General features: G+C 61.5%; 22 protein-coding genes. 7 read left to right on the top strand and 15 right to left on the bottom strand.

From position 1 onward, the window contains the following. Window positions 1-139: 139 nt before the first annotated feature. The 8 genes from AC57B8_RS00560 to AC57B8_RS00525 form a co-directional block, all read right to left on the bottom strand. Window positions 140-1,759, bottom strand: a complete 1,620-nt coding sequence (locus AC57B8_RS00560) for a serine hydrolase (protein WP_496478323.1) — start codon at window positions 1,757-1,759, stop codon at window positions 140-142. 170 nt (window positions 1,760-1,929) lie between these two features. Beyond that, on the bottom strand, window positions 1,930-2,802 hold the full coding sequence (locus tag AC57B8_RS00555) for a sterol desaturase family protein (protein WP_496478322.1): 873 nt from the start codon (window positions 2,800-2,802) through the stop codon (window positions 1,930-1,932). 321 nt (window positions 2,803-3,123) lie between these two features. Further along, window positions 3,124-4,158 carry a cyclase family protein gene (locus tag AC57B8_RS00550; RefSeq protein ID WP_496478321.1) on the bottom strand — a complete coding sequence of 345 codons (1,035 nt, stop codon included), beginning with the start codon at window positions 4,156-4,158 and terminating at the stop codon, window positions 3,124-3,126. Next, window positions 4,155-4,928, bottom strand: a complete 774-nt coding sequence (locus tag AC57B8_RS00545; RefSeq protein ID WP_496478320.1) for a citryl-CoA lyase — start codon at window positions 4,926-4,928, stop codon at window positions 4,155-4,157. The genes AC57B8_RS00550 and AC57B8_RS00545 overlap by 4 nt, the downstream gene beginning before the upstream one ends. A gap of 19 nt (window positions 4,929-4,947) precedes the next feature. After that, window positions 4,948-5,925 carry a Bug family tripartite tricarboxylate transporter substrate binding protein gene (locus AC57B8_RS00540; protein WP_496478319.1) on the bottom strand — a complete coding sequence of 326 codons (978 nt, stop codon included), beginning with the start codon at window positions 5,923-5,925 and terminating at the stop codon, window positions 4,948-4,950. Between the two features lie 17 nt (window positions 5,926-5,942). Continuing rightward, window positions 5,943-6,749 carry an SDR family NAD(P)-dependent oxidoreductase gene (locus tag AC57B8_RS00535; protein ID WP_496478318.1) on the bottom strand — a complete coding sequence of 269 codons (807 nt, stop codon included), beginning with the start codon at window positions 6,747-6,749 and terminating at the stop codon, window positions 5,943-5,945. Window positions 6,750-6,790: 41 nt separating this feature from the next. After that, complete coding sequence (locus tag AC57B8_RS00530; RefSeq protein ID WP_496478317.1) at window positions 6,791-8,425, bottom strand: AMP-binding protein; 1,635 nt, start codon at window positions 8,423-8,425, stop codon at window positions 6,791-6,793. Beyond that, complete coding sequence (locus AC57B8_RS00525; RefSeq protein ID WP_496478316.1) at window positions 8,383-9,210, bottom strand: Bug family tripartite tricarboxylate transporter substrate binding protein; 828 nt, start codon at window positions 9,208-9,210, stop codon at window positions 8,383-8,385. Before AC57B8_RS00525 ends, AC57B8_RS00530 begins: the two co-directional genes overlap by 43 nt. A 334-nt stretch (window positions 9,211-9,544) precedes the next feature. On the opposite strand from AC57B8_RS00525, the gene AC57B8_RS00520 reads away from it, so the two are divergent. Both AC57B8_RS00520 and AC57B8_RS00515 read left to right on the top strand, forming a co-directional pair. Further along, entirely contained in the window at window positions 9,545-10,567 is a 1,023-nt protein-coding gene (locus tag AC57B8_RS00520) for a LacI family DNA-binding transcriptional regulator (RefSeq protein ID WP_496478315.1), read from the top strand. A gap of 491 nt (window positions 10,568-11,058) precedes the next feature. Next, entirely contained in the window at window positions 11,059-11,871 is an 813-nt protein-coding gene (locus tag AC57B8_RS00515; RefSeq protein WP_496478314.1) for a FadR/GntR family transcriptional regulator, read from the top strand. A 17-nt stretch (window positions 11,872-11,888) separates the two neighbouring features. Here AC57B8_RS00515 and AC57B8_RS00510 read toward each other — a convergent pair whose 3' ends face one another. The 6 genes from AC57B8_RS00510 to AC57B8_RS00485 all read right to left on the bottom strand — a co-directional run bounded on the left by AC57B8_RS00510 (window position 11,889) and on the right by AC57B8_RS00485 (window position 20,082). Beyond that, window positions 11,889-13,118, bottom strand: a complete 1,230-nt coding sequence (locus tag AC57B8_RS00510; protein WP_496478313.1) for a Zn-dependent hydrolase — start codon at window positions 13,116-13,118, stop codon at window positions 11,889-11,891. A 95-nt stretch (window positions 13,119-13,213) separates the two neighbouring features. Continuing rightward, window positions 13,214-14,380, bottom strand: coding sequence for an enolase C-terminal domain-like protein (locus AC57B8_RS00505; RefSeq protein WP_496478312.1), 1,167 nt, complete (start codon window positions 14,378-14,380; stop codon window positions 13,214-13,216). Between the two features lie 17 nt (window positions 14,381-14,397). Next, window positions 14,398-15,756, bottom strand: a complete 1,359-nt coding sequence (locus AC57B8_RS00500) for an aminotransferase family protein (protein ID WP_496478311.1) — start codon at window positions 15,754-15,756, stop codon at window positions 14,398-14,400. Between the two features lie 52 nt (window positions 15,757-15,808). Further along, window positions 15,809-17,296: an aldehyde dehydrogenase gene (locus tag AC57B8_RS00495; RefSeq protein WP_496478310.1), complete on the bottom strand. Its 1,488-nt coding sequence runs from the start codon at window positions 17,294-17,296 to the stop codon at window positions 15,809-15,811. Window positions 17,297-17,450: 154 nt separating this feature from the next. Continuing rightward, on the bottom strand, window positions 17,451-18,764 hold the full coding sequence (locus tag AC57B8_RS00490) for an MFS transporter (protein ID WP_496478309.1): 1,314 nt from the start codon (window positions 18,762-18,764) through the stop codon (window positions 17,451-17,453). A gap of 418 nt (window positions 18,765-19,182) precedes the next feature. Next, window positions 19,183-20,082 carry a LysR substrate-binding domain-containing protein gene (locus AC57B8_RS00485; RefSeq protein ID WP_496478308.1) on the bottom strand — a complete coding sequence of 300 codons (900 nt, stop codon included), beginning with the start codon at window positions 20,080-20,082 and terminating at the stop codon, window positions 19,183-19,185. A 99-nt stretch (window positions 20,083-20,181) separates the two neighbouring features. Between AC57B8_RS00485 and AC57B8_RS00480 the strand changes: the two genes are divergently transcribed. The 5 genes from AC57B8_RS00480 to AC57B8_RS00460 are packed head-to-tail and all read left to right on the top strand — an operon-like array spanning window position 20,182 to window position 26,352. Next, on the top strand, window positions 20,182-21,162 hold the full coding sequence (locus tag AC57B8_RS00480) for a Bug family tripartite tricarboxylate transporter substrate binding protein (RefSeq protein ID WP_496478307.1): 981 nt from the start codon (window positions 20,182-20,184) through the stop codon (window positions 21,160-21,162). A gap of 13 nt (window positions 21,163-21,175) precedes the next feature. After that, window positions 21,176-23,302: an acetate--CoA ligase family protein gene (locus AC57B8_RS00475; RefSeq protein WP_496478306.1), complete on the top strand. Its 2,127-nt coding sequence runs from the start codon at window positions 21,176-21,178 to the stop codon at window positions 23,300-23,302. Next, a complete protein-coding gene (locus AC57B8_RS00470; RefSeq protein WP_496478305.1) occupies window positions 23,289-24,083 on the top strand; it encodes an enoyl-CoA hydratase/isomerase family protein in 795 nt (264 codons plus the stop codon). The genes AC57B8_RS00475 and AC57B8_RS00470 overlap by 14 nt, the downstream gene beginning before the upstream one ends. A 4-nt stretch (window positions 24,084-24,087) precedes the next feature. Beyond that, complete coding sequence (locus AC57B8_RS00465; RefSeq protein ID WP_496478304.1) at window positions 24,088-25,527, top strand: aldehyde dehydrogenase family protein; 1,440 nt, start codon at window positions 24,088-24,090, stop codon at window positions 25,525-25,527. Window positions 25,528-25,539: 12 nt separating this feature from the next. Then, window positions 25,540-26,352 carry an enoyl-CoA hydratase gene (locus AC57B8_RS00460; RefSeq protein ID WP_496478303.1) on the top strand — a complete coding sequence of 271 codons (813 nt, stop codon included), beginning with the start codon at window positions 25,540-25,542 and terminating at the stop codon, window positions 26,350-26,352. 228 nt (window positions 26,353-26,580) lie between these two features. Here the strand turns inward: AC57B8_RS00460 and AC57B8_RS00455 are convergent, their stop codons facing one another. Next, on the bottom strand, window positions 26,581-26,877 hold the full coding sequence (locus AC57B8_RS00455) for a hypothetical protein (RefSeq protein WP_496478302.1): 297 nt from the start codon (window positions 26,875-26,877) through the stop codon (window positions 26,581-26,583). Window positions 26,878-26,894 lie beyond the last annotated feature (17 nt).

Raw genomic sequence — 26,894 nt, 5'->3', positions numbered from 1 at the left:
CCATGAATACATGGGCTCAACCGAGGTGCCTCCGGCGGCCCGGCAGGGGCCTGAAGACATAAGAGAAATCAATCGAGAGCAGATCAACATCCGCCTCGAACACAAAAATTCAGACAGCCCCCTCCGATGCCACACCGGCTCATCGCCGGACGGACGTCCGCGTGAACACGCCGTGCGTGATGTCCTCGGCGTAGAACTCCATCTGCACGCTGTCCGACTGGCCCGAGACGCCGGGCTTGAAATCGATCCTCGAAACGGACCCCGGCGTGGCACTTTCGCCCGACAGGTCGATGACGAAGGTGTTGCCGCTCCAATGGCGTAGCGCGAAGCTCTTGCCGCCGCCCGGCCCCATCTTCAGGATCAGGCCTCTGCCGGCGGTTTCCACCACGGCATCGCCGTAGTAGTTGTTGGCGTAGATGCCGGTATAGGCGTTGCTGCCCAGCGGCGCCACAGGTTGCGCTGGCGGCTGCTGGCCGGCCAGCGTGCCCTCGGGCGTGTACAGGCCCTGCATCAGCTGCGCATAGGCCTCATACCAATCCCGTGTGACCGCACCGAACTCGACCAGGTCGTCGAAGGCGGCATTCATGGCCTCAGCGGCTCCCACCGGCGCGGCGTTGGTGAGCGTGACGATGCCGACACCTGCCGACGGAATCATCGAGAAGGCCGTGCCCGCCCCCAACAGGAAAGCGCCCGAATGCGAGAGCTTGACCCGCCCCGACGACGAGGTCCCGACATTGAAGCCATAGCCATAGAAGCCCGCGCGCTCGTTTGGATTGCGAGACGGCGACGAAACGATCTGCGCGCTGATCGCGGGCAACAAAGCCTCGGCCTTGACCACCGAACGTCCCTGGAAGGTTCCATTCGCCAGGACCATCGACATCCAGCGCGCCATGTCATTGGCGCTGGCGCTCACGCCGCCGGCCGGCGACTGCGCATCGGGGTTTCGCTGGTACTGTGTCTGGTAACCTGCCTCGGTCTTCACATGGGGCGACGCACGGTTGCCGCGCTGCATGAAATCGGTGAAGCGGGAACTCGTCGACGCCATGCCGAGCGGCTGGTAAAGCGTACGCTCGGACAGCGTCGCCCAGTCCAGCCCGGCGGCCGTGGCCGCCGCTTCGGCCCCGGCCGTCAGGCCGAAGTTCGTATAGGCGTAGCGGGTTCTGAAGCCATCGAGCGGCACGTAGCGCAGGCGATTCAGTATGTCCTGGCGACCATAGCCCAGGTCTTCGAGCTGATCGCCGACGTGCTCCGAGAGTCCCGAGCGATGGGCGAAGAAATCGCCCACCGTCACTTGCTGCGCAATCCAGTTGTCCGACAGCCTGAAGTCAGGCAAGCGCGTGGCGACGGGCGTGTTCCAGGACACCACCTCCCTGCCCACCAGCCCCGCCACCACGGTCGCGCCGATTGACTTCGACAGCGATGCGAGCTGGAACACGGTGTCCGCATCAACCGGTTCGGGCGAGCCGATCGTTCGCAACCCGAAGCCTCTGGCGTACACCGTCCGCCCGTCCTTCACCACGGCCACGGACATGCCCGGAATGTTCGAGCGGCGCATGATGTCGGCCGCCAGCTGGTCGAGCTTGGCCACGGCGGCATCGATCTGCCCTGGAGGTATAGCCACCGCGTAGGTCTCCGAGGGCGACGCCGCCGCGACCGGCACGGCGCTGGCGGCCGCCGGCACCAACACCACCGAGCCATCGCTGCCGCCGGCACAACCGCTCAGTACCAGGCCGACACCCAGACCCAGGGCGGCTGCCATCCATCCTTTGCGGACCGCATGTCTTGCAGTCATTGAATCTGCAAACGCCCGTTGCGCCATCGCGTAACGAGGCTTGAGGCCGGAGGTCGCGTCGCCGTGAGCTTTGACAGGGAAGTCGTGATCTGGAACGGCTCCATCGGCCGGGCCCGTCCGAACGGAAAGTGCGCCCGTCACTCCGCGGCCTTGCGCGCCTGGCGCGTGGTCAGGGAACTGCCGTCGGGGCTCCAGCCCGGCGGCTGCAAGAGATAGCCGGCAACGTCGGACAGGCTGCGGGCCTTGCGCAGGTCTCTCACAATGCCGGCCCATTCGTGAAAGGCGATCCGCACCGGGTTGAAGGTCTCGATGTTCTTCGTCAGGCCGAACCGCGGTGTGAAGGTTTCCAGCGCAAACGAGCCGAACAGGCGGTCCCAGATCATCAAGGTGCCGGCATAGTTCTTGTCGAGGTATTCAAAGTCGCTGCCGTGATGCACTCTGTGGTGCGACGGCGTGTTGAACACGGCCTCGAAACCGGCGGGCATTTTCTGGATCGCCTGCGTGTGGATCCAGAACTGATAGATCAGGCTCGCCGACTGCATCAACAGGATCATCTTCGGATGAAAGCCCAGCAATGGCATCCAGGCCCAGAACAGGAACGAGCCGCTGATGGTGCCAGTCCAGGTCTGGCGCAAGGCCACCGAGAAGTTGTACTTCTCTGAGGAGTGATGCACCGAATGCGAAGCCCAGAACCAGCGCACTTCGTGGCTGAAGCGGTGGAACCAGTAGTAGCTGAAGTCGTCTGCCAGAAAGCACAGCACCCAGGCCCACCACGCGGCGGACGGCATCGTGAAGAAGCGGTGCGCATAGAGCCAACTCAGGAATACCAGCATGACGCCCGCACTGACCAGGGCGATCGCCAGATTGCCCATCGCCAGCAACACGTTGGCAGCGGTGTCGCGGGTGTCGTAGAGCTTGCCGCGCACCCTGAGGGAGTACACGACCTCGACCACCATCAGCAGCGCAAAGGCCGGGAAGGCGGCAACCATGATGTTGGGGAGGTCGTTCATTTCCACTGTGCTGATGACGCCAGGTGCGGCGCGCATGAATCAAGCGGCGAGCTTAGTCAGCGTCATACCGCACGGAAATACCCGAAAACAAGTAGATGCTGCACAACAACATCCAAAGCGGTGCACTCACGACTGCAAACCTCATCGCTTAGTGAGTCGCCCGCTGATTTACGCAGATCGCGCTGCGCTGCATCCGTCGCGGCACGCACCGCTCCACGCGACAATTCGAGCAGATCATCTGAGAAACTCGTCCGGTCGTGCACCTTCCGACTGTGCCGTCGCATTTCCGGGTGTCGCTTCGCCCCTCGCGATATGGCCCACCTAGATCGTTGCCACCGGCGTGACGGGCGACCCGACAGCGCCAGGCAATCGCAGTGGTGGCGCTGTGAGCAAGAATGCAGAACGCTCTTGCTCGTTCAGGGCTCTTTGCAACGCCCTGAAATACCACAGCTCCCCCAGAGGGATGCCTTGCTTGAACAGGCAGAGTTCGTGCAGAGGGAGGCGAGCGCCACACTCATGCGGTCCTCCTGCAGGAATCTCTTCCACGCCATAGTTGTCCGCGCACAAGGCCGCTATGCCACTGTCGATGATCCAGTGCAGCAGCCGTTCATCTCGGCCATCCAACACCGCGCACAACGCGTCGCGCAACGCGGGATCAGGCGATCCTCCCATGTCCATCACCAGATCCGCGAAGCCGGTGTAGACGCAGAGGATGTCGCCCTTGTGAAGCTCCGTGCCGCAAGCCTCGATGGCGCGCATGAACTCATCGTACCCGACGCGAACCCGTTGAAATCCGGCAATCGCCTTCAGGTCGATGAGTACACCGCGACTTTGGATTGCCTTCTCGGCGAACGTCTCGATGCCCAGGCGATGGGCTCCCACAGGGCGTCCTTCGGCGTCATTCGGCCCGATAACGTCCTTACCCGCCCTGAATCCGTTGTAGTAGGCAGCTTGCGGATGGCCGGTTCCATCCACATCAAACAGGTGGCCCACATGGGAAAAAGCGTCCCACTGCGTTGAATACTGGGTATGAATGAGCACTGCGTCGTCGCACAGTACATCCGTCTGCCCCAATGCCGCATCGCCGATCGGCAGGTTGAAGACTGGCCTGCCATCCCGCAGCGTCGGTTGCAATTGAGGAGGATGGCGGCGCGGATTCAGAATATTGCCCCCAGGAAGATTCAGCGGCAGGCTCAGGCAGAAACTTTGCCCTGTCTGCACCTCGCGGGTCGCTCGGAGCACACACTCGGGCGTGATCAGGTTGAGCCGACCCAGTTGGTCATCTTCGCCAAAGTCACCCCAGTTCGACAGGGGCGGTCTTTGAAGCCAGCGGCGAGTTTGTGCCGAACCAGTCATGGCTCGCCACTCTCGGACGCAGCGCTGGCCATATTCCAGAGATCCTGCCCGATGGGGCGGCTACGCTCCTCGAACGCATGCGCAACCAAGCCAGCAACCCGCCCAATGAGTGTGAGGGCCTTCCCGAATTCGGGGCTGAGCCCCAAGTCCAGGAGCACGGCAGCCTTGCTACCGGTGGCGTTCAGCGGCATGGGCCGGCCGACATCAGCCGACAATGACTGCTCAAGTTGCAGTGCGAAGCGGAAATGTCGGCCAAAGTAGCCCTCTTCTTCGGCGATGCGCCGCGCGCGCTGCGTGCGGGGATCGCCGTGGATATGAATGGGGTGCCCAAAACCTGGAATCTTGCGCTGCGCCGCGCGGCTGCGCGCAACGACCGTATCCGCCAGCCGGCGAAGCAGCGTGTCACTGGGATCGGTCGCGCCGTCCAACTCGCTCATGGCCTCCTTCATGAAGCGGGCGCTGATTTCCACCGTCCCGAGAAAACGGCTACCGGCGCCCAGCAAACCCGCAGCCACCGCGCCCTGAAGCGATTCAGGTGCTCCGTGCAGTGTCAGTCGCGTGGCCAATGCACTGGGCGTCAGTCCATGGTCGATCGACGTCACGAGGGAGTTGTTGATCACCCGTCGCATCTTCTGGTCGGGGAACTCGCCAAGAATCGCCAGGCATAGGACGTCCACGAAATCGTGCTTGTCCAGCAGATCCTCAACGAGGTCATAGCCTCGGACGCGGATATGGTCGGCGTCGCCGCCGCCGATGTAGCTCTTCAGCATGTTTACCTCACTTATCGACTCAGCGCGCGTCTGCGCCTGCGCTCTTGACGATCTCCCTCCAGCGCGGCACTTCGGCCTCGACGAAGGACTGAAACGCGGCATCGGACAGGCCCATCGGGTAGCTTCCGATCTTCGCCATGGTCGCCTTCACCTCGCTCGCTTCGGTTGCCTTGGCGATCTCCTTGGCTAAGCGGGACACGATGGCGTCGGGTGTACCGCGAGGAACAAACACGCCGGACCATCCTTCCAGTGCGGCGCCGGGATAGCCAGCCTCTCCGACGGTCGGAACCTCGGGCAAGGCGGAAAGCCTGGTCTTTCCGTTGATGGCGAGGGCACGCAGACGACCACCCTCCACATGCTGCAGCACGCTCTCCGCATAGCTGAAGGACAAATCCACGTTGCCCGCCAGCAGGTCGGTCATGGAGGACTGGTTGTTGTAAGGCACATGGGTGAAGTTCACCTTCGTGGCCTCCTGGAATTTGGCAGCTGCCAGGTGCGTCTGCGTTCCGACGCCGGACGACGCGTAGGTCAAGCGCCCCGGGGCGATGCGTGCGGCCTCCACCATTTCCTTCAACGTACGCCACGGCTTATTCGCCGGCGTCACCAGCACCGTCGATTGGCGGAACAGCGAATGAACCCCCCGCAGATCCTGGGCTGGATTGATGCGTCCGTTGGGATAAAGAGCAGAGTTGGCCGCCTGTGTTCCGTGAGTTCCGTACAGGAGCGTATAGCCGTCTGCGGGGGCTCGCGCCACCTGTTCCGTGCCGATGCTTCCTCCCGCCCCCGGCTTGTTTTCGACCACCACAGGCTGGCCCAGCACCGTCGCTAGATGGCGAGCGATCATTCGGGCTTGGTTGTCCGCGATATTGCCTGTGCCGAACGGGACCACCAAGATGATCGGCTTCTGTGGATACTGCTGTGCCTGCGCCGTGCCGACACAGAGAGTCAGAGCCGCAGCCCACCCGACAGCGCAATTGACAAGATTTCTGCGTTGCAATTCGGTCTCCTTGATTTTCAGTACGAATGGCGACCCGCCGTGGCACCTGCGTCCACGGGAAGAACCGAGCCGGTCACCCAGCCGGATTCGTCACTGGCAAGGTATCGAATCGCGTGCCCCACGTCCCAACCACTGCCCTCCGTCTGGAGGAAGGAGCGCTTGCGGCGAACCTCTCGCGTCTCTTCGCTCATGCCGCGGGCATAGACCATGGGGGTATGCACCATGCCTGGAGCGACACAATTGACGCGGATTCCTTGGGCACCGTGATGCGCGGCCATCGCCCGGGTCATGTTGACGACCGCCCCCTTCGAGGTGGGATACAGAAGACTGGGGTGACCGCCGATCAAGCCGGCGACTGAAGCGATGTTGACGATCGAGCCCTTCCCAGCTGAAATCATGTGGGGAATCGAATGGCGTGCCATCAGCATCATGGACGTGACGTTCACCCGCAGAGCCTGATCCCAAGCCTCCAGATCGAGATCGACAGCCGTGCCTTGCGGCCCACCGATGCCCACGTTGTTCACCAGAATATCGACACGCCCCCATTGCTCCACAGCCCGCGCCACCGCGGCCTGGCAGTCCTCGTTGCGGCTGACATCGCACGCGCAGACTGTCGCTTCGCCGCCCTCTTCGACGATCATCTCGCGGGTTTTTTGTGCCCAAGCCTCGACGGCATCGATGAGTAGCACCCGTGCCCCATCACGTGCCAGGAGAATGGCTGCGGCACGGCCATTTCCAATGCCTTCAGCGCGTGATCCCGCGCCGGTCACGATGGCAACGCGTCCCTTGAGGGAGCGGTCGAATGAACGTTGATTGGGTTGCATAGTTGGAATACTCAAAGTTGGAATACTCAAAGGCACTGTCTTTAGTGAATTGATCTGGCCAGGCCGCCCCAGTAGCGTTCGCGCAGCGCCTTCTTGTCGGGTTTCCCGAGCGTTGTCAGCGGCAGGGCCTCCACAAACTCCACGGTCTTGGGTGTGCACACGGCACCTTTTGCCTGGCGCACGAGCTCGCGGAGTTCTTCCGGGCTGACTCGTACGTCGGGCCGCACGACGACGACGGCTTTGACAGCTTCACCCCAGCGTTCGTCAGGTACGCCAATGACGGCCACCGCTGCGACTGATGGATGCTGGGCGATGACGTCCTCGACCTCCTTCGGATAGACGTTGAAGCCACCAGAAATAACCATGTCCTTGCGTCGATCTACAAGGTAGTAGTAGCCGTGGGCATCGCGACGGGCCATGTCGCCCGTGTGCAGCCAGCCATTGCGCAACGCGTCCGCCGTCAGTTCCGGCTGTTGCCAGTAGCCATCCATGACCAAGGGACTGCGCACGCAGAGCTCGCCCACCTCGCCAGGTTCGACAGGTTGATCGTTTGCGTCCAATAGCGCCACCGTGACACCTGGATAAGGCATACCTGCGGATGCGAGCGTATCCACATCCATTCGACAATGATCCTCGCTCGTCAGGTGCAGGATGTTGCTCGGGCACTCCGTCTGACCGTAACTTTGCGCCAAGACCGGTCCGATGCGGGAGATTGCTTCGCGAATGCGCGCCGGCGTCATGGGCGATGCGCCATACGACAACAGCTCCAATGACGAGAAATCGGCCGTACTGCATCTCGGGTGATCGAGCAGCTTGTAGATCATCGTCGGCACCAGAAACACCGACCCAATCCGATGCGTCTCGACTGCATCGATAAAGCGGTCTGGATCGAATCCGCGCTGCAGAACGAACGTACCCCCCAGCGACAGCGTCGGCACGATCATGGCGCCCGCACCATGCGAAATCGGTGTGGGACACAGGACGCGCGTTCCCGGCCGAAGGCCGCGTGCAGCCATGAGCAACACCGCCTGCATCCATACCGAGCGATTGGCGAGCATCACCCCCTTGGGCTTGCCTGTCGTACCGCCTGTATAGGCCAAGCGAATGATGTCGGTGCTTTTTGCATGCGAGATCAAAGGGGCTGGCTCCATGCTGTTTGCCAGGTCCCAAAAGTTGTCCAGGCCCTTGCATTCACCGTGCGCGAACCAGTGAAGCACACCAGAGCAACCCGCACGCAATGCCGCCGTGCGCTGCTGGTACGCCTCCTCCGAGATGAACACAGATGGGGCGGCGTCATGCACTATGTGGACGTGGTCGTCCAAGCCGCCCATGGCATGCAATGTGACAGAGCGCAGGCCGAGCAGGTACGCTGCAGCCATCACAATGAAGACCTCTACCCGGTTGCCGGACAGTTGCATGACGCCATCGCCGCGCTGCAAGCCCAATGACCTGAAGGCCGCCATGGCCTTGCCGATGAGCTGACCCAGTTCTGCATAGCTGATGGATCGATCACCATCGATGAAAGCCACTCGATTGGGATATCGACCGACGGCTGAGATGATCATCTCGCCGATGCTGCCCCCTTCGTGAGCCAGCGCTGCAACATTGGACTTCGACGTCGTTTCAAAGATATTCATTGCTTCGGCACTCCAGCTGCTGCCACGGCGAGCTTCCATGTCGCCAATTCTTGGCGGATGAAATCGCCAAATTCCTTCGGGGTTCCTCCCTTCAACTCACTCCCGGTTGCGGCCGCGCGCGAGACGACTTCGGGAGATCGGATCGCCTGATTCCCGGCGGAGTTGAGTGTGCGGATGATTGACGCTGGCGTGTCCTTGGGCACGAGGAACCCACCCCAGGCGGCAACGTTGTAGCCTGACACACCCGCAGCATCAATGGTCGGCAGGTCCGGGAGGACTGGAGAGCGCTCCAGTCCGCTGGTGGCAAGCCCGCGCAGCTTTCCGCCGCGAACGAAGGCCAAGGAGGCCGACAAGGTGTCGATCATGAAGTCCACTTGGCCAGACATGAGGTCGGTCAATGCCTGCGAGCTTCCCTTGTAGGGCACATGCAATGCGTCGACACCGGCTTTGCTGCAAAAGAGTGCCCCCGCCAGATGCTGCGTACTTCCCAGTCCAGCCGATGCATAGGTGAGCTTGCCCGGCTTTGATTTGGCCAGTTGGACCAGTTCTCGAGTGGACGTCACACCCAGGTCGCTGCGCACCAGCAACACCATGAGCGTACGGCTCACATTCAGCACCGGCTCGAAGTCCGCCACTGGATCGTAGGGAAGCTTGGCGAACACATTGGGGTTGATGCCGTGAATGGTGCTGGTCGTATAGAACAGCGTGTAGCCGTCCGGCGCACTGCGTGCGACAGCTTCCGCAGCAATGTTTCCCGAAGCACCGGGCCGGTTCTCAACAACGATCGGTTGCCCCAAGACATCGGCCATCTTCTGGGCAACCATGCGAGCCGAGTTGTCTGTGGCTCCGCCGGGAGGAAAGCCCAGGACCAAGCGTATTGGTCGCTGCGGGAATTCATTCCCCCGCGCCGCTGCCAGTGCGGGCGCACAGCCCAAGGCCGCGAGGAGGAGCGAGCGGCGCGAAAACTGCGAAGCCACGCAGAGATCGGGGACACCCAAGTTAGGAAGAGGATGCTTGGTGAATCGATTCATCATGGCCGCCATCGTAGAATATGAATCGATTCACCGAATCAGGGTTTTCACGGAATCGCGTACTCGACGGGCTGTCCCTCTGTGCTGAAATGGGCACTCCGGCGAAGAGGAAGGCGCCGTTTCTCGTATGAATGACAAGAAAATTCGAATTCAGGACGTCGCCGCAATGGCCGGCGTTTCCGTGGGCAGCGCTTCGCGGGTGCTCAACCAGGCACCCAATGTCTCGCCAGATGTGCGCAAGAAGGTCGAGCACGCGATGGCACAGCTGCAGTATCAGCCGAGCCATACCGCGCGGGCTTTGCGTTCAAAGAGCAGCAGGACGATCGGATGCATGTTCTCCGACATCACGAACCCTCTCTACGCGCGTGCCTTTCGCGCTCTTGAGGACGCTTTCCGCGCCGAGGGCTACATGCTGTTGCTGGCGCATGGATTGAACGATGTCCAGCGTGAACTCGAGAGTCTTCGCACTTTCCAGATGCGCGGCATGGATGGCGTGATTTGTGCGCCCGGGCATGAGCGCGACCCGCAGCTCGTGGCCTTGATGAACTCGATGTCGATGCCGATCGTCCTGTATGACCGCGAAATGCCCGGCACGCACGCGGACGCGCTCTTGTTCGACCATGTTCGTGGCATGAAAAGCGCTTGTGCTCAGTTGTTTGAGCTAGGGCACGAACGCATCGCGCTGGCGTTGTGGAATGCGGGAAGCCGGCCGGTTCGAAAACGTATCGAAGGCTACAGGGCAGCATATCGAACCGCCGGAATGGAGCCTCCAGATCTCATACTGCGCCAGCCGACTCCGACCAGCTCCGTCTACGAAGACCTGCTGCGCCTGCTCGAAGGTCCTGCACCACCGACTGCCCTGATCGCCCAGGGCACTCACATTCTCGTCAGCGCATTGAGAGCGGTCACACGAACGGGGCGCCGAATTCCACAAGATTTCTCAGTCGTGAGCATCGGCGACAGCGACTTCACTCAAACACACGAACCTCCCATCGGTGTGCTGCGCACCGACGCGGAGGTGGTTGCAGCTCACGCCAAAACATTGCTGCTGGACCGTCTCTCCGGACGCACACAGCTCACATACCCACCTCGCACAGTCGCAATCCCTTACGATCTGATTGAACGCGCTTCGTGGGCGCCGAAGCGGTGAGGACCGAGAACGTAAGCGACGTTGAGACTGGCTCGAACAGTGCAAATCGCGCCCATCGATAACCAGCGCACCGATATCGTCGTTGACCACGGTAGCGCTGGAAGTACCTACAGCAGGATCAGGGTGAACGCGAAGGGCTGCCGTACACTTCAATGACAGTCACCTCCGATGTACACGTCGGAGGAAACGACAAGCGACGGCTTTTTTGCAGAGCAGGCCAGCTCGCTTGGAATGGCTGCAAAATGTCTATCACCAACCGGCAAGCAGCCCTCATCGGGAAGCCGCCGGGTGCTCCGGGCACCATGGTGTAGATCTCCAGTGGGGCGAACTGCACACTTTTACTGTAGTTCTCAAGCGATGGGCTGGGTGCAGTAAGCCCCGCGAGCGCAAGGGCCAACGCTGGCAAGAAACGGATACACCGACTCAATGCTGGCGTTCCGTGCTGTTTCTTGGCGCTCTTGATTTTGGAGATTTGGAACAAGTTCTTGGATATGAATGCGCTGAATATGGTTGACGCCGACGGCGAACTCGCCACAAATGGCAACGCAAATCGTGGGAGTGAGGTCGAGCCTGCGTTGCATTGGTATTTCCATCCGATCACCAACAGCCGCGCTCACGAGGAAGTCGTGGAGCAGCTCGTCTACGCCATCCTGTCGGGCGCATATTTGGTGGGCGAACGCATGCCGAGCGTCGAACAATTGGCGCAGGCAATGAATGTCAGCAAGCCCGTCATCGGCGAGGCACTGAAGGTTTTGACCAAATCCAAGACGCTTCGCGTGCAGCGCGGCAGCAGCGGAGGCCTGTTTGTCCTGACCAACCGGATCAGGGAGAGTCTTGTCTCCCTAGGCGGACAGATGAACCGCCTCAGCTTGACTGAAATCGTCGAGGCGCGTCATCCGATTGAACTGCAACTCGCGCTGCTGGCTGGCGAACGCGCGACGGACGCCGATTTTGCAGCGATGCAATCGTGCATCGACAATCTACGCAAGCACCGCGACGGTGACCTGATGCTGCGCATGCGCTTCGACCACCTGTTCCACTACAGCATCGGGCGTGCGGCCCGCAGCCGCGCGCTGGCTCACTATCAATATCAGCTTCTTGAGCAGCTGTTTATCTTGATGCAGGATTATTTCTTGTATGGCGAAGATCCCAACTTGGTTGTCGATCTCCACGAGCGCACGCTGACGGCAATCCGCAGCCGCCAGCCGCATGCGATCCGGCAAATTATCGCGGAGCATATGCAGCCGCTTGAAGAAGCGGCTGCGGCCCTCGCATCCCGTCAGACAAACTTCATATCTGCCTGAGTCCACCCCTCTGCGAGCTACTTCGTAGCCGCAGCCAAGGCAGCGGCCAGCAAGATGTCAGCACCGGCGGCAATGTCCTCGTCCGTGGCAAATTCACTTTCGTTGTGGCTGATGCCCTTCAGACAGGGGATGAAGATCATCGCCGTTGGAGCCACCTTGGCGATATTGAGCGCGTCATGTCCGGCGCGACTGGGCAGATCCAGGCTGGAATAGCCGTGCAAGTTGGCGGCCGTGCGGATGTACTCACGTACCTTGGGATCGAAGACGATGGGCGCGTAGTTCCAATACGGCTCGAACTCCACCGACAGCCCATGCTCGGCCGCGATCTCTCGGAACCGGCCCTCCAGTTTCGCTTGCAATGCATCCAGACTGGCTGCGTCGGGATGGCGTACATCGAGCACCAGGTCCACCCTGCCCGGCACGATGCTGTGCGAATCTGAGGGCACCGACAGCCGGCCGACGGTCACGCGCGCATCGGGAGTATGTGCAAGGCCAATTTCCTGCGCCGCCAGCACCATCTTTGCAGCTCCCACCAGCGCATCCTTGCGCAGGTGCATTGGCAGCGGACCCGCATGCACATTCTCACCGAGCACACTGACACGCGTGTCGCGAATGCCGACGAAACCGCTGACCACGCCGATGGTGGTGTTGGCTTGCTCGAGCACGACGCCCTGCTCGATGTGCAGCTCAATGTAGCTGCTGATCGGGAAGCCCGCCGCATGCGTCCCGGCATAGCCGATCCGCTCGAGTTCGCTCGCGACACTCACACCCTCGCTGTCCTGCCGGGACAGGGCGTAATCGAGTTCATACGCCCCAGCAAAAACGCCGGAGGCAAGCAAGGGCGGCTGAAACCGTGCGCCCTCTTCATTGGTCCAGTTGACCAAGTCGATCGGACGATCCGTGGCAATACCGTGATCGTCCAGGGTCTTCATCACCTCGAGCGCGGCAATCACACCCACCGGCCCATCAAAACGCCCCGCCATGGGCTGACTGTCCAGATGGCTACCGATCAAGACGGGCAGTGCGCTCTCGTCACGGCCAGCGCGGCGAGCGTACATGTTGCCGATGCGATCCACCCGCATCGGGTAGCCCGCCTGCTCGCACCAGTCGCGCAGCATATCGCGTGCCTCCTTGTCCTTGTCGCCAAGCGCCAGCCGGTGAAGGCCGCCACGCGGGGTCGCGCCCACTGCGGAAATATTGTCCATGGCTTCTTTGAGGCGAGCACGATTGACTTTGATAGGCTGCATGGGATTTCTCTCGATGGTTGCTGAAATGGGGGCACTGACGGCTGACCAGCGCCTGTCGTTCGCCGCGTCTGCCTTCTTGGCCTGCATTGCGGACGTCACGCGCCGAGCAGATCGGCAATGTGAGGCATCAGGTCCGGCTTTTCTTCCAGCCCGAAACCGGGCGCCTGCGTAGGCGACACCGTCCCGCCGACAACTCGGCATCCAGGGGTATAGCCGCCGAATGGCGAAAATACGCCGGGGTAGGCCTCAGAGCCGCCCAACCCAAGTCCGACGACGATATGCAGGGCAAGCATGTGACCGCCGTGTGGATGGACTTCCTTGCGCGAGTAGCCGTGCTTTTCCATCACCGCGATCATTCGGGCAAATTCAGTCACCCCGTAACTCAGGCCTGGATCCATCTGGAAGTAATCCAATCCCTTGCGCATGCCACCGAAGCGCACCAGGTTTTCCACATCGGCGACAGAGAACAGGTTTTCTCCCGTCGCAAGGCGATGCGGATAGACGGCGCTGAGCTCGGCCATCAGCGCATAGTCGAGCGGATTTCCAGGCTCCTCGTACCAGCGCAATCCGAAATCCTGCATCGCGCGACCGTAGGCAACGGCCGTTTCTGTATCGAAGCGACCGTTGGCATCCACCGCCAGGTGTTGAGGTTCGCCCACCACCTTGAGGGCAGCCTCGATGCGGGCGATGTCTTCCTTCAGCGCGGCACCGCCGATCTTCATCTTGAAGCGCACATAGCCGAGATCCTGGTAGTGCCGCATCTCGTCCTGCAGACGACCGAGGTTGTCTTCGGGGTAGTAGTAGCCGCCAGCCGCGTAGACCGGCATGGCATCCACTGGCTGCACGCCGAAATGGTGCGCGATCAGTTTCCAGGCGGGGATACCTAGCAGCTTGGCATTGAGATCCCAGACTGCAAGCTCAATGGCCGCCGCTGCATGCGCCCGATCCCCATGCCCCCCCGGTTTCTCGTTGCGCAGGATGGTCGCCAACACCTTCTCGGGAGAAAACAAGGTGCCATCCTCCGTCAGCAGGCTGGCGGGATCGGCCGCCTGTAGGCGCGGGATGAAACGGCTTCTGAGCAGGCCGCTCTGGTCAAATCGGCCAATGGAGTCAAACGCAAGGCCGACCACCGGCTTGCCATCGCGGATGACATCAGTGACGAGGGCAACCAAGGAAACCGTATGTTCGGCGAAATTAACCACCGAATTCTTGATGTTGGCTTGCAGCGGGATGGCCCGCTCACGTACTTCGACGATGCGCATGTGGTGAGCTCTCTCGGTTAGATGGCCTTCAACGCCTGCTCCAGTGCCTTGACCCCGTCGACGATGTCGGCCTCGGTCACGACGAGCGCTGGGTAGAAATGGGCGGCGAGCAGATTGCCATCGCGAGAAAAGCGCGCAAGCAAACCGTGGTCGTAGGCCACCTTGCGCACCTTGCGCAGCGTGGCATCGGGATCGACCTGATCCGCGATGTCGGTCATCGTGCTGGACAGCAGGCCGATGACGGACACATGGCGCACGCGCGGCACGGCGGCCTTCACCCGCTCCAGTTCGCGACGCAGCACGGCCTCCATGTTGGCGGCATGCTCAACCATGCCCTCGCGCTCCATGATGTCGATGACCGCCATGGCCGATTCGCAAGCCACCGGATGGCCCGCATAAGTGTTCAGATGCAGCAGCGGTGCATCCTTGAAGACTTCCTCGACGCGTCGCGAAACCGCCACCGCGCCCATGGGCACATAGCCCGAGGTCAGCCCCTTGGCGAAGGTGACGATATCGCCACGCACGCCGAAATGCTCGGCGCCGAACATCTTGCCGGTACGACCGAAGCCGCACACCACCTCGTCGATGATGAGCAGGATGCCGTGGTGGTCGCAGAACTTGCGCAGCTTTGCGAAGTACTCCGGATGCGGCACCTTGACCGCCTGCGGGATGGCCACCGGCTCGGCGATGATCGCCGCCACCGTGTCGGGCCCCTCGTTTTCCACCGTGCGGGTGAAGTCGTCGAAGCAGGCCATGGAGCAGGCATCGCCAGCCCCGCAATGTCCGCAGCGCCCTGGCGAGGGCTGGGCCCCCTGGATGAAGCCCTCAGGCAGGGGACCGAAGCCCTCCTTGAAGGCGGCCACTCCGGTCGCGGCCGACGTCGCATAGGTGGAGCCATGGTAGGAGCCCACACGAGACAGGATCTTCATGCGCTCGGGCTGACCGCGGCGGCGATGGTACTGACGCGCGATCTTGAACGCGAGCTCGTTCGATTCGCTGCCGCTGCTGGTGAACGAGAAGACGGGGTCGTCGCACAGGACCATATCTGCCAGCCGTTCCGCCAGGGCCACGGCATAGGGGTGCGAGATGCCGGCATCGAGCGAAATGAACTCGAGCTGCTTGACCTGCGCGGCAATGCGCTCGGCCACTTCGGCGCTGCCGTGGCCGATCTGGCAGGCGCCCAGATGCGTGCCCGCGTCCAGCAGCTTGTGGCCGTCCTCGTCATACACATAGGCGCCATCGCCGCGGACGATGGCCTTCGGGTAGGTGTGCGGGTATTCGCGCTCCAGCTTGGTGAAGTCGGCCAAGAAATGCCGAAGGCGATGCTTGGCGCGGTCTTGGGAGCTGAGCTGGGAATCGGTTGCCGACGTTGTCATGGGGGTGTTCACTCTTGATCTTTCAAAGGTTGTAAGGAAGCGGCGCCAGCCACTACGAGCGCATGACGAAGGGATCCTGAACTTCTTCAGAGAGCTCGCACCAGACACTCTTGGTCTGCAGATAGGCGTCCATCGCTTCGATGCCGTTTTGACGACCAATGCCGCTCGCCTTGTAGCCGCCGAACGGCGAATTGAAGGTCATGGCGCGGTACATGTTCACCCAGACAGTGCCCGCTTCCAGGCGATGAGCGACGCGGTGCGCACGGCGAATATTCAGCGACCACACGCCGGCGGCGAGGCCAAATCCGGTGCCGTTGGCCAGTGCAATGACCTCTTCTTCGTCGTCGAAGGGGATCACCGACAGCACCGGGCCGAAAACCTCGTTTTGCGCAATGAAGCTCTGCGGCTTGACGTCGGTCAGGATGGTCGGCGTGTAGAAGTAACCGCCGGGCAAACCGGGCACCGAGGCGCGACAACCGCCGTGAACCAAGGAAGCGCCTTCATCCAGCGCGCGGCGCACCATGTACTCGTTTTTCTCCAACTGCGCCTTGGTCGCCACCGGGCCCATTTGCGTGCTTGCCTCCAGCGGATTGCCAATGCGAATGCCGCGAGCGCGCTCGGCCAACTCGTTGAGCATCCGGTCGTGCAGGCTGCGATGGATGAAAGCGCGCGAGCCTGCAACGCAGGTTTGACCGGCCGCGGCAAAAATGCCGGCCAGAAGGCCTGCCTTGGCCTGCTCCAGGTCGGCATCATCGAAGACGATATTGGCTGACTTGCCGCCCAGCTCAAGAGTGACATGAGCAAAGCGCTGTGCCGCACGAATGCCGACCGAACGCCCGGCCTCCACCCCACCAGTGAAGGAGATCTTGGCAATGTCGGGGTGATCGATCAGTGCTTCGGCGGTGGCGCGCTCGCCGGTGATCACATTGAGCACGCCCGGCGGGAAGCCGACCTCTTCGGCCAACCTGACCGCCTCGATGATCGACGCCGATGTCACCTCAGAGGGCTTGATCACCACGCAGTTGCCCGCAGCAAGGGCCGGGGCGACGGCCATGATGGTGAGGAACAACGGGGAGTTCCACGGCATGATCACCCCGACCACACCCAACGGCTCGCGCCGGGTGTAATTGAGGACGGAAGAGCGCTCAACGGGGATCACCCGGCCCTCAATCTTGTCAGCGAGCCCGCCGTAGTAGTACAGCCAGTCCGGCACGATGCGCGCCTGCAGCACCATTTCGTTGAGCAGCTTGCCGTTTTGCGCCGTCTCAAGCTGCCCGATTTTCTCGGCATTGTTCTTGATGGCGTCTGCCCACAGCATCATCAACCGCCCGCGCCGGGTCGGCGACAGACTGCGCCAAGCCTTCCCCTCGAAGGCATCCTTGGCGGCAGTGACGGCCTGTGCAACGGCGTCGGTGTCGCCGTTGGCAAACGTGGCCCATTCCTCACCAGTGGTCGGGTTGTAGGACGTGAACCTGGCACCCGACTGCACGCTCTGGCCGGCAATCCAGTGACCGTATTCAGTGATCTGATTGGTGTTCATGGCTAATAGATTAAAGATTAATGTATTTGATGATTTTATCCCGGCCAACCCACGCGGCAGACAAGTCATGTCGGGAAATACGCGCTCTCGTGGTTCGCGAATGCGCGGAAAACCGACTGCGAATCAGCAACCATGCGAGGTTGCCCGGGCCCGCTCACTCCTGGCGCAACGCAGAAAGATGGCCAGCTTTGGCGGATGGGGCCAAGAAGAGTGTGATAGCAGCGCCGGCGGCAGCCGCCATCAGATAGAAGCTGGGTGCCAGCGGATTGCCCGTACTGTCGATCAGGTAGGTGGCGATATAGGGCGCCGTGCCACCGAACATCATCACAGAGGCGTTGTAGCCGATGGAGATTGAACTGGCACGCACGGTCGTCGGGAACATCTCTGCCATATAAGCGAACAGCGGCGCGGCGCACGCTGCAATGATCGCTGAGAGCACTGCTCCACTGGCCATGGCCGTGCCAAGGCTGCCGCTTCCCGCAATCATGCGGAAGATCGGGTAGGTCAGAGCGACCAGCAAGAGGCTCGCGACGATGATGACGGGGCGACGGCCAACGCGGTCCGATACAGCCCCCCAAATCGGCAACGCGACGATGTGCGCAAGCAGGATGACCGCGGTCACGGAGAAGACTTGGTCAGGCTTGAATCCAACCACAGTCTTCAGGTACGAGGGCATGTAGCTCAGCACCGTGTAAAAACCCACGCCATACGACAGAGTGGCACCAAAGGCTACCGCGATCCATTTGAACTGCTTTTTCAGGCTCGACTTGAGCGGCGACGGATCCGCCCCCTTCTTTTCCAGGAGCTCGCGAAACAGCGGCGTGTCCTCCACTTTGGTGCGAAGGTACAACCCGACGATCCCCAGTGGCAAGGCAATAAAGAATGGAATCCGCCAGCCCCAGGTGCTCATGAATTCCTTGGAGTAATTCGAGCTCAGATACAGCATCAGCACGGAGCCGAACAGCAGTCCGACAGCGGAAGCTGCGGGTAGCAGGCTGGACAGCAGGCCCCGCTTGCCATCGGGCGCGTATTCATTGACGAACGAGGAAGCCCCGGCGATCTCGCCGCCGGCCGACAGCCCCTGGAGAACCCGACACAGAAGAAGCAGCACTGGAGCCAGCAGACCGACCTGCTCAAACGTCGGCAAGATTCCGATGATGAAAGTCGACAAGGACATCAGCACCACGACCGCTGCAAGGCAACGCTGTCGCCCGATGCGATCTCCGATGTAACCAAAGATCAGGCCGCCAAAGGGGCGCGCAAAGAACGCCACGGCAAAGGTAGCGAACACCGGCATCAGGCTCGAGCCATTGAAAAATGCAAGGGCGAGATAAGTCGCGACATAGGCATAAACGCCGTAGTCATACCACTCGACAAAATGGCCGATTACCCCGGCAGTGATGGCGCGCTTCAGAGTGGAAGTCTTCTCCACACTCGGAATCGACGAGACTAGTGCAGCGTCATGCATGAAATGGCCCTCGGATAGTTAGGGTATTGAACTCTTGTCTTGAAGGGCGTTCGCAGTTGCGTTTGCCGCCCGGATGCAAAAACCCCCTTGCGAGTCCTTGCTCACCCCTCAATTGATCAAAGTTTATGTTCTTTGTTTTTTGGACGCAAGGAGAACCACCGCTCCGGGGGTAAACCCCGAGAAATAGCGCACCGATGCCGCGCAGCGCATTGGCGCCTCCCCAAAGCCGAATCAGTGGCCAGACGTACCGGATGGCGTGAGAGTTTTGCAGAGGGCCCGAAGGAGACACCGGTGCCCCGAGCACTGGCACCGCCGGTATCTCAGCGTTCCGAACGGCTCCAAAGCAGAGGCGCTGTGGACAGTGTGGACTCGCTGCGCGTTCATCGAGCGCGAGATCGTCAAGGGGGTGTGCCGTGCATCAGTCAGCCAGCAACTTCGACGCCAGGAGCCTGACCCTTGACGCCACCAGGCGTGCCGCTTCGGACATCGGTCTTTGCCGGCTGAGGCTCAGCGCGATCGTCCTCCTGATCCCGGGGCTCGTTACCCGGCACGCACTGAGAACGCCAGCCCCCACCTCTTGGGCGACCGCAGTCATCGGTAGCAGCGTGAACGCATAGCCGCTTGCGGCCACGTCCTTCATCGAGGTCGCCGTATCGACCTCCATCACGATGTCGAGCGCTACGTTGTGCCGTCGAGAGAGCACGTCGAGCGTTGCACGCAGCCCGTTGGGAACCGCCGGCAGTACCAGCGGCAGACCGCTCAGCGCGCGAAACGGCATGGTCTCTGCCGAAAGCTCGATCAGGCCCGACTTTCCAATCAAAAAGGTGTCAACCTTGCCGAGCACATCCTCACCGCGCAAAGCGGACGAGCCGTAACGATTGACCACAATCATGTCGAGTCGACCCGACGCGAGTTGCTCATCGAGCGTGCCACTGAAACCTTCCAGCACGTGCAGGCGCAACGCTGGCGCTCTCTCACGCATATCGGCAAAGAGCGTCGGCAGCAATTGACGTGACAGTGAAGGGAGCACGCCGACGTGCACCGTGCCGGTCAACACACCGACCGTCTCGCGCGCCACGGCATCAAGCTGGGTTGCTTGATCAACCACACGCTTGACTTCGGGATACATGCGCTTGCCGAAATCAGACAACGTCATGCCGCGCCCTGTTCGATCGAAAAGCCGCCCGCCCCATGTCGCTTCCAGCATGGTGATTTGTCGACTGACCAACGACTGCGCCGTGTCCGACGCGAGGGCCGCGCGCGAGAGCGACTGCATGTCGGCCACGAGCAGGAATGTGCCGAGTTGCTTCAGGTTCATGCTTTCACTTTAATGGAAAGCAGAAATACATCAATTCCTCTTTCTGGAAATAACGAGGAGTCCTAACCTCGGCACCTGCAACCCAAAAAGGAGACATCCATGAAACTCATGCACCTGCTCTGTACGGCGCTAACCACACCCTTGTTGTTGATCTCGCCGCCGCTGCACGCACAGGAGGCGGGTTATCCCAAACACCCCGTCACCCTCGTGGTGCCGTTTCCAGCGGGAGGCCCCACGGATTCGATGGCGCGCCTGCTCGCACAGAAGCTCGGCGACAAGCTGGGCCAGCAAGTCATCATCGACAACCGTGCTGGCGCCGGTGGCGGTATTGCCGCTGAGCTTGTGGCGCGTGCACCGGCCGATGGGCAGATGCTCTTTTTCGGTACCACCGGCACGATGGCCATCAACCCCAGCCTGTACAAGAAGCTGCGCTATGACCCGCTGAAGGACTTCGTCCCCGTCAGCCTGATGGCGACGACGATGAATGTTCTTGTCACAAGTCCGCAGGTTCCGGCCAAGAACCTGACTGAACTGATCGCCCTAGCCAAGGCCAAGCCCGGCGAACTGACCTATGGATCTGCGGGCAATGGAAGCTCCAACCACCTGTCGGGCGAGTTGTTTCGAAGCACAGCCGGCATTCAGATCAATCACATTCCCTACAAGGGCTCAGCGCCAGCGCTCATCGACCTACTGGGCGGTCGCCTGTCGATGATGTTCGACACCATCGCGCAGCAGACGCAGAACCTCGCCACCGGCAAGGTGCATGCAGTGGCAGTGACAGGTGCCAAACGCTCCCCGCTCTTGCCCAACGTGCCCACCGCCCAGGAAGCAGGCCTCAAGGGCTACGACGTGACGATCTGGTACGGCGTGCTGGCGCCCAAGGGCACGCCGGTGTCTGTGGTCGACCGTTTGCAGCGCGAGATCGCTGCGGTCATGGCCACCGACGAGATGAAAAAGCGCATGGAAGCTGATGGGGCGGAGGCTCGCAGCACCACATCGGCCGAATTCGCAGCGCTGATCAAGAGCGACACCGCCAAATGGGCGCCGGTGATTAAGAACTCCGGTGCCAGCCTCGACTGAACCGGAAACCCTTATGGACTCCCTGCTCGATCCTCGCCTTCAGAAGGCTTTTGCACCGCAACGTATTGCTGTGGTTGGCGCCACCGAAGACCGCAACAAGGTCGGGGGGCGGCCGTTGCACTACCTGCAGCGCTTCGGTTTCCAGGGTGCGATATATCCGATCAATCCCAAGCGCGAAACCGTACAGGGCCTGCAAGCGTACCCGTCGCTCGATGCAGTCCCTGAAACACCCGATGCGGTGATCATTGCCGTTGGGCAGGACACGGTTGCCGGTGTGATCGACCAATGTGCCGCGCGTGGTGTAGCCACCGCCATCATCATGAGTTCCGGCTTCGGTGAAACCGGTAGCGCAGGCATGGCGATGCAGGATGCACTTGTCGCGCAGGCTCGACGTCTGGGCGTGCGTTTGATCGGCCCCAACGCGCAAGGCGTAGCCAACTTTCACACAGGCGCGGTGATGAACTTCAGCACGATGTTCATGGAAGTCGCGCCGCAGGACGGTCCTGTGGCCATCATCAGCCAAAGTGGCGCGGCCAGTGTCATGCCTTACGCAATGCTGCGCGAGCGCGGCGTGGGCGTGCGCTATTTGGTCGCGTCCGGCAACGACGCGGACGCTTCCGTGTGCGAGCTTGCACTGGCAGCTGCGGCGGACCCGGAGATCCGTGTGGTGCTGATGTACATCGAATCGCTGAGCGACCCGATGATGCTGGCGGAAGTGGCGCGCCTTGCCGCTGCGCGCGGCGCGGCGGTGATTGCCCTGAAGTCGGGTCGCAGTGCACAAGGTGCGAAGGCCGCCGCCTCGCACACTGGCGCCATCGTCAACGACGACGTCGTGGTCGACGCTTTCTTCGAGCGCCACGGAATCTGGCGCGCCAACGATGTGCACGGGTTGGTCAATGCCGTCGAACTCTATCTCGCAGCCCCACCGCGACCGGCGGATCGCTTGGTCGTCATGAGTCACAGCGGCGCAGTTGGCGTGCTCTGCGCGGACGCTGCCGAATCGTTGGGATTGCCTTTGGCGGATCTGGGTGAACCTGTTGTGAAGGCGCTGACAGCCATCATGCCCAGCTTCGCGACGGCACAGAACCCTGTCGACCTTACCGCGTCGCTCATGACCAAGGGCGGCATGTACGCGGACACACTCGGCGTCCTTGCAGGCGACCCGCAAGCCGATATGTTTCTCGTGGGCATACCCGTGGCCGGTGAAGGCTACGACGTGCCGGGCATGGCGCGCGATACGGCGCATTTCGCAACCTTGCGCAGCAAGCCGACCGCGGTATCGGCACCGCAGGCGTCGGTGCGGGAGGTTTTTCGTGAAGCAGGCGTTCCAGTGTTTTCGCATGAAACCGATGCCATCGACGCGTTGTACCAGTGGAGCCGCCATGGGGCCCTGCTGCTGCAGGCCGCAACGCGCAGCGCATCGAAATCGACTTTCGTGCCCATGCCCGAGTTGCCGGAGGGCATTTCGCCACTCCTGAGCGAGGCCGAAAGCCTGCAACTACTCACCGATGCGGGCATCCCCACCGTGCCATACCGCCTGTGTCGCAGCGCCGAGGAAGCTGTGGACGCTTGGCGCGCCCTGGGCCCGGAAGTGGTTGTCAAGGCATGCTCGGCACAGATTCCACACAAGAGTGAACATGGCTTGGTCTTCATGGATCTGCAGACTGCAGAGCAGGTCGCGCAAGCTTGGGCTACCTGCTTGCAACGTGTGGCCGCAATGGGCGTAGCGCTGGATGGCGTGATCGTCGCGCAGCGCGTCCGAGGCCGCCGCGAGTTCGCACTTGGCGTGCGCCAGGATCCGCTTTTCGGAACCGTCGTCATGGTGAGCGACGGTGGCAAGTATGTAGAGGCGCTGCGCGACTTCGTCGTGATGCTGCACCCATTCTCGGAGGCCGACGTTCTCGCCAAGTTGCGCACTCTGCGCGTCGCCCCCATCCTGGCGGGTGTTCGCGGTGAGCGGCCGATCGACTTGAACGTGGTGGCCCGTGCCGCGGTGGCCCTGGGCGCATTTTCCGCTGCGCATCCGAAGTCCATCGCTTCGATTGACCTGAATCCGCTGATCGCCTGCGACGAAGGCCAAGGCGGCTGGGCCGTCGATGCGGTGATCGAGCGTTCCGGAGGTATCCATGTCAACAAATGACGCCATTCTGATCGAGATGCGAGACGGCATCGCCGTGGTTCGGCTCAACCGCCCTACCGTAATGAACGCAGTGAATCCTGAACTGCGCCGGGGCCTCACTGAAGCACTGTACTCACTCGACGCGAAGCCTGACGTTCAAGCCATGGTCCTCACTGGCAGCGGCGAACGTGCCTTCTGCGGCGGTCAAGACCTGGATGAATCCGCGACCATTGACACGAACACGCTGGCCGGCTGGCTCAACCGTCAGCATGCGATGTACCAGGCGCTCCGTGACGTCACAAAACCGATCGTGGCAGCGCTCAACGGCACGGCCGTAGGTGCTGGCTTTCAGATGGCACTGATGTGTGACATGCGGGTGGCGCACGCGTCGATGCGCATGGGGCAGCCTGAAGTGAAGGCTGGACTCGCGAGCATCGTCGGTTCTTACCTGATGTCGCTGCAAATTGGTCATTCGCTGAATCAGCAGTTGTCGCTGACCGGCGATCTCATCACCGGCCAACGCGCCTACGAGCTCGGTTTGGTCAATGACATGGTTGCGCCCGAACAGGTGCTCGCGCGTGCGTTGGAGCGCGCTCGCACGATGGCCGGATTGCCAGGCGCGGCGCTACGCACGACCAAGCAGCGTTTCCGCGAACGCACGCAGCCGGGCTTTGAAGAAGCTTGTAGCGCAGGAATCCGCTATCAGCTCGAATGCTATTCAACCGGCGAGCCACAACGCGTAATGCGCGAATTTGTCGCCCGGCGCGACGCGCCCAAGACCTCGAAACCCACCAATGACTGATCGAATGACAAGCCCCACCGACATTTTTATTGATGGCGCCTTTACCCCTGCCCGGGGCGAACACGAATTACCCGTTGTAGACAGCTTTACAGAAGCGATCTTCGGGTCCTATCGCAGCGCTTCAGCGGCGGACGTCGACGCCGCGGTAACGGCCGCCCGGCGCGCCTTCGACGCCTGGGCGGCAACGCCCATTGCCGAGCGCATTGCCGCCGTCCGCCGAATCGCCGGTGCGCTGCGTGACCAGAGTGAAGCCCTGACCATCGCCATTTCTCGGGAAGTCGGCATGCCTCGCAAGCTCGCCGGTCGCATCCAGGTGGGAGCGCCGATTGCGGCCTGGGACATGTATGCCGATCTCGCCGCCGAGTTCGAGTGGGAATCGCGGATTGGCCATTCGCTGGTGCAGCAGGTACCCACCGGCGTCGTGGCCTGTATCACGCCCTGGAACTATCCATTGCATCAGATCACGGGGAAGGTCGCGCCTGCACTGCTGGCGGGTTGCACAGTGGTGCTCAAACCGTCCGAGCTGGCCCCCACCAGTGCCTTTTTGTTGGCCGATGCCGTTCGGCAAGCCGGATTACCACCAGGGGTCTTCAACCTCGTTCACGGCACCGGTCCAGACGTGGGGGAGGCGCTGGTCCGCCATCCGGGCGTTGACATGGTGTCCTTTACTGGATCGACCCGCGCCGGAAGCCATATTGCCTGCGTTGCTGGCAGTGACATCAAGCGTATTGCGCTGGAACTCGGTGGCAAGTCAGCGGCGCTCGTGCTGCCTGAGGCCGATCTCGCGTCGGCGGTCAAGGTGACGCTGGCTGGCTGCATGCTGAATTCGGGCCAGACCTGTTCGGCCACTACACGCCTGCTCTTGCCGCGCTCATCGCTCAAGGCTGCTGAAGATATCGCGCAAGAACTTCTCGCCGGCTACCGTATGGGCGACCCGGCGGACGGCGCGACACGCCTGGGACCACTGGTCTCGAAGGCACAGCAGAAGAAAGTTCTAGGGCTGATCGACGATGCATTGGCCGCTGGCGCACGGCGTCTTGGACCAGCCGCGGATCTGCCTGCACACGGCTTCTTCGTGCCGCCTACCGTGCTGACCGACGTGGAGTCTCAGATGTCCATTGCACAGGAAGAAGTGTTCGGCCCTGTTTTGGTGCTGATTGCCTATGACGATGTGAAGGCCGGAATCGCGTTGGCCAACAGCACCGACTACGGGCTGGCAGGCGCTGTGTGGGGACCCGCCACAGCGCAGACTTTGGCGGTCGCACGTTGCATGCGTGCCGGACAGATCGACATCAACGGCGCACCCTTCAACCCAGCCGCCCCTTTCGGCGGTTTCAAGAAGTCCGGCATCGGGCGAGAGAACGGCCGCTTTGGCATCGAGGAGTTTCTCGAGCCCGTGTCCATTCAGTTGCCCCAAGTTTTCCTTGCGCTGACCAACATCTAAATCGAGTCGATCATGACCTTCAAACAAATTCTTTATCAAGTCGACGGATCCGTCGCCACCATCACATTCAATCGACCTGAGCAGATGAATGCACTGACAAAGGTCCTTGAGGCGGAATTGCGTTCAGCTATCGAGCAGGCGGGGCGGGACCGCGCGGTGCGAGCGATCGTGCTGACCGGGGCGGGCCGCGCCTTCTGCGCGGGGATGGACATGGAAGAGCTTGCAGTATTGCCGCCCGAAGACATTCAAGCGGAGGAGTGGATGCGGCCCTACGACATGAACCGACGTAGCGACTACCAGTCGCGATACACCTACTTTCCGGCTACGCCCAAGCCCATCATTAGCGCCATCAACGGCGCAGCGGCTGGACTCGGCCTCATCATGGCGCTCTACAGCGACTTTCGTATCGCGTCGGAAAAGGCTGTCTTCGCCACCGCCTTCGCGAAACGGGGCCTGATCGCTGAACATGGCATCGCATGGGTATTGCCACGCATCGTCGGTCACGCGAATGCCACCGACCTTCTCCTGACATCCCGAAAAATCAATGCGGCTGAAGCCTTGTCTATGGGCCTCGTCAATCGTGTCGTGACAGCGGATGACCTCTTGCCTCAAGCTCAGAAGCTGGCTGTATCGCTCTCGACGGAGGTTTCGCCACGCTCCGTGCGCGTAATGAAGGCGCAACTCTGGGAAGCGCCTTATCAGACGTTGGGGGAGGCGGTCGCACTGGCCAATTCGGAGATGGTCGAAAGCATCCGCAGCGAGGACTTCACTGAGGGCATCAAACATTTTGTCGAGCGCCGGCCGGCGCAATTTTCAGGGCGCTAAGCGGACTCTGGATGAATTCGCAGTGGCCCGCTACCGTGCATAGCTTTGAGCGAATTAACTGAAAGTTGCAGGTGGCATTTGAGGGATTCATGTCTCTGGACGTGGATGAGCCAATCATCGCGCGGACACGTATTGCGGCGGACTTGTGAGTCGGAAGCTCGCTCAGCAAGGCATGGAAGATGTCGCCGTGCCTGCTCTCTCAATGGCGATGGCGCGCATGCTCATGCATCAGAACTGGGATCGGTACAAGTTCGAGATGGAACCGGAAGACATCCGGGTGAGACAGTTCACCCCGTGCATCTGCTGGCAGCTTGGCTCCTCCTTGTCCCGGAAGACCAGCACGCCGGATACATAGCGGTGCTTGTGTTGGGTGCCGTTGATGACGGCCATCGCTGTGGCGGGATGGCCTTCTCCAACCTCGAGAGCGACCTCGCGGGGCTGGCCCGTGTGGTCCTTCATGCTGAGCAGGTAGTTCACCGGGGCCTCGCCATTGGAGGTGCCCAACTTGAAGATACGGACGATCACGCAGCCTCCTCCTGGGT

Source organism: Variovorax sp. BGA-UO-ETr-C22, from assembly GCF_059567965.1.
The sequence above is the reverse complement of the archived record's forward strand: the minus strand, read 5'-3'. Positions and strand labels throughout refer to the sequence as shown.

Bases quoted from the DNA above. Each gene is read 5' to 3' on its own strand.
- AC57B8_RS00560 (WP_496478323.1), bottom strand. From the start codon at position 1,759: ATGGCAGCCGCCCTGGGTCTGGGTGTCGGCCTGGTACTGAGCGGTTGT.
- AC57B8_RS00555 (WP_496478322.1), bottom strand. From the start codon at position 2,802: ATGAACGACCTCCCCAACATCATGGTTGCCGCCTTCCCGGCCTTTGCG.
- AC57B8_RS00550 (WP_496478321.1), bottom strand. From the start codon at position 4,158: ATGACTGGTTCGGCACAAACTCGCCGCTGGCTTCAAAGACCGCCCCTG.
- AC57B8_RS00545 (WP_496478320.1), bottom strand. From the start codon at position 4,928: ATGCTGAAGAGCTACATCGGCGGCGGCGACGCCGACCATATCCGCGTC.
- AC57B8_RS00535 (WP_496478318.1), bottom strand. From the start codon at position 6,749: ATGCAACCCAATCAACGTTCATTCGACCGCTCCCTCAAGGGACGCGTT.
- AC57B8_RS00530 (WP_496478317.1), bottom strand. From the start codon at position 8,425: ATGGAAGCTCGCCGTGGCAGCAGCTGGAGTGCCGAAGCAATGAATATC.
- AC57B8_RS00525 (WP_496478316.1), bottom strand. From the start codon at position 9,210: ATGGTTGCCCAGAAGATGGCCGATGTCTTGGGGCAACCGATCGTTGTT.
- AC57B8_RS00520 (WP_496478315.1), top strand. From the start codon at position 9,545: ATGAATGACAAGAAAATTCGAATTCAGGACGTCGCCGCAATGGCCGGC.
- AC57B8_RS00515 (WP_496478314.1), top strand. From the start codon at position 11,059: ATGAATGCGCTGAATATGGTTGACGCCGACGGCGAACTCGCCACAAAT.
- AC57B8_RS00510 (WP_496478313.1), bottom strand. From the start codon at position 13,118: ATGCAGCCTATCAAAGTCAATCGTGCTCGCCTCAAAGAAGCCATGGAC.
- AC57B8_RS00505 (WP_496478312.1), bottom strand. From the start codon at position 14,380: ATGCGCATCGTCGAAGTACGTGAGCGGGCCATCCCGCTGCAAGCCAAC.
- AC57B8_RS00500 (WP_496478311.1), bottom strand. From the start codon at position 15,756: ATGACAACGTCGGCAACCGATTCCCAGCTCAGCTCCCAAGACCGCGCC.
- AC57B8_RS00495 (WP_496478310.1), bottom strand. From the start codon at position 17,296: ATGAACACCAATCAGATCACTGAATACGGTCACTGGATTGCCGGCCAG.
- AC57B8_RS00490 (WP_496478309.1), bottom strand. From the start codon at position 18,764: ATGCATGACGCTGCACTAGTCTCGTCGATTCCGAGTGTGGAGAAGACT.
- AC57B8_RS00485 (WP_496478308.1), bottom strand. From the start codon at position 20,082: ATGAACCTGAAGCAACTCGGCACATTCCTGCTCGTGGCCGACATGCAG.
- AC57B8_RS00480 (WP_496478307.1), top strand. From the start codon at position 20,182: ATGAAACTCATGCACCTGCTCTGTACGGCGCTAACCACACCCTTGTTG.
- AC57B8_RS00475 (WP_496478306.1), top strand. From the start codon at position 21,176: ATGGACTCCCTGCTCGATCCTCGCCTTCAGAAGGCTTTTGCACCGCAA.
- AC57B8_RS00470 (WP_496478305.1), top strand. From the start codon at position 23,289: ATGTCAACAAATGACGCCATTCTGATCGAGATGCGAGACGGCATCGCC.
- AC57B8_RS00465 (WP_496478304.1), top strand. From the start codon at position 24,088: ATGACAAGCCCCACCGACATTTTTATTGATGGCGCCTTTACCCCTGCC.
- AC57B8_RS00460 (WP_496478303.1), top strand. From the start codon at position 25,540: ATGACCTTCAAACAAATTCTTTATCAAGTCGACGGATCCGTCGCCACC.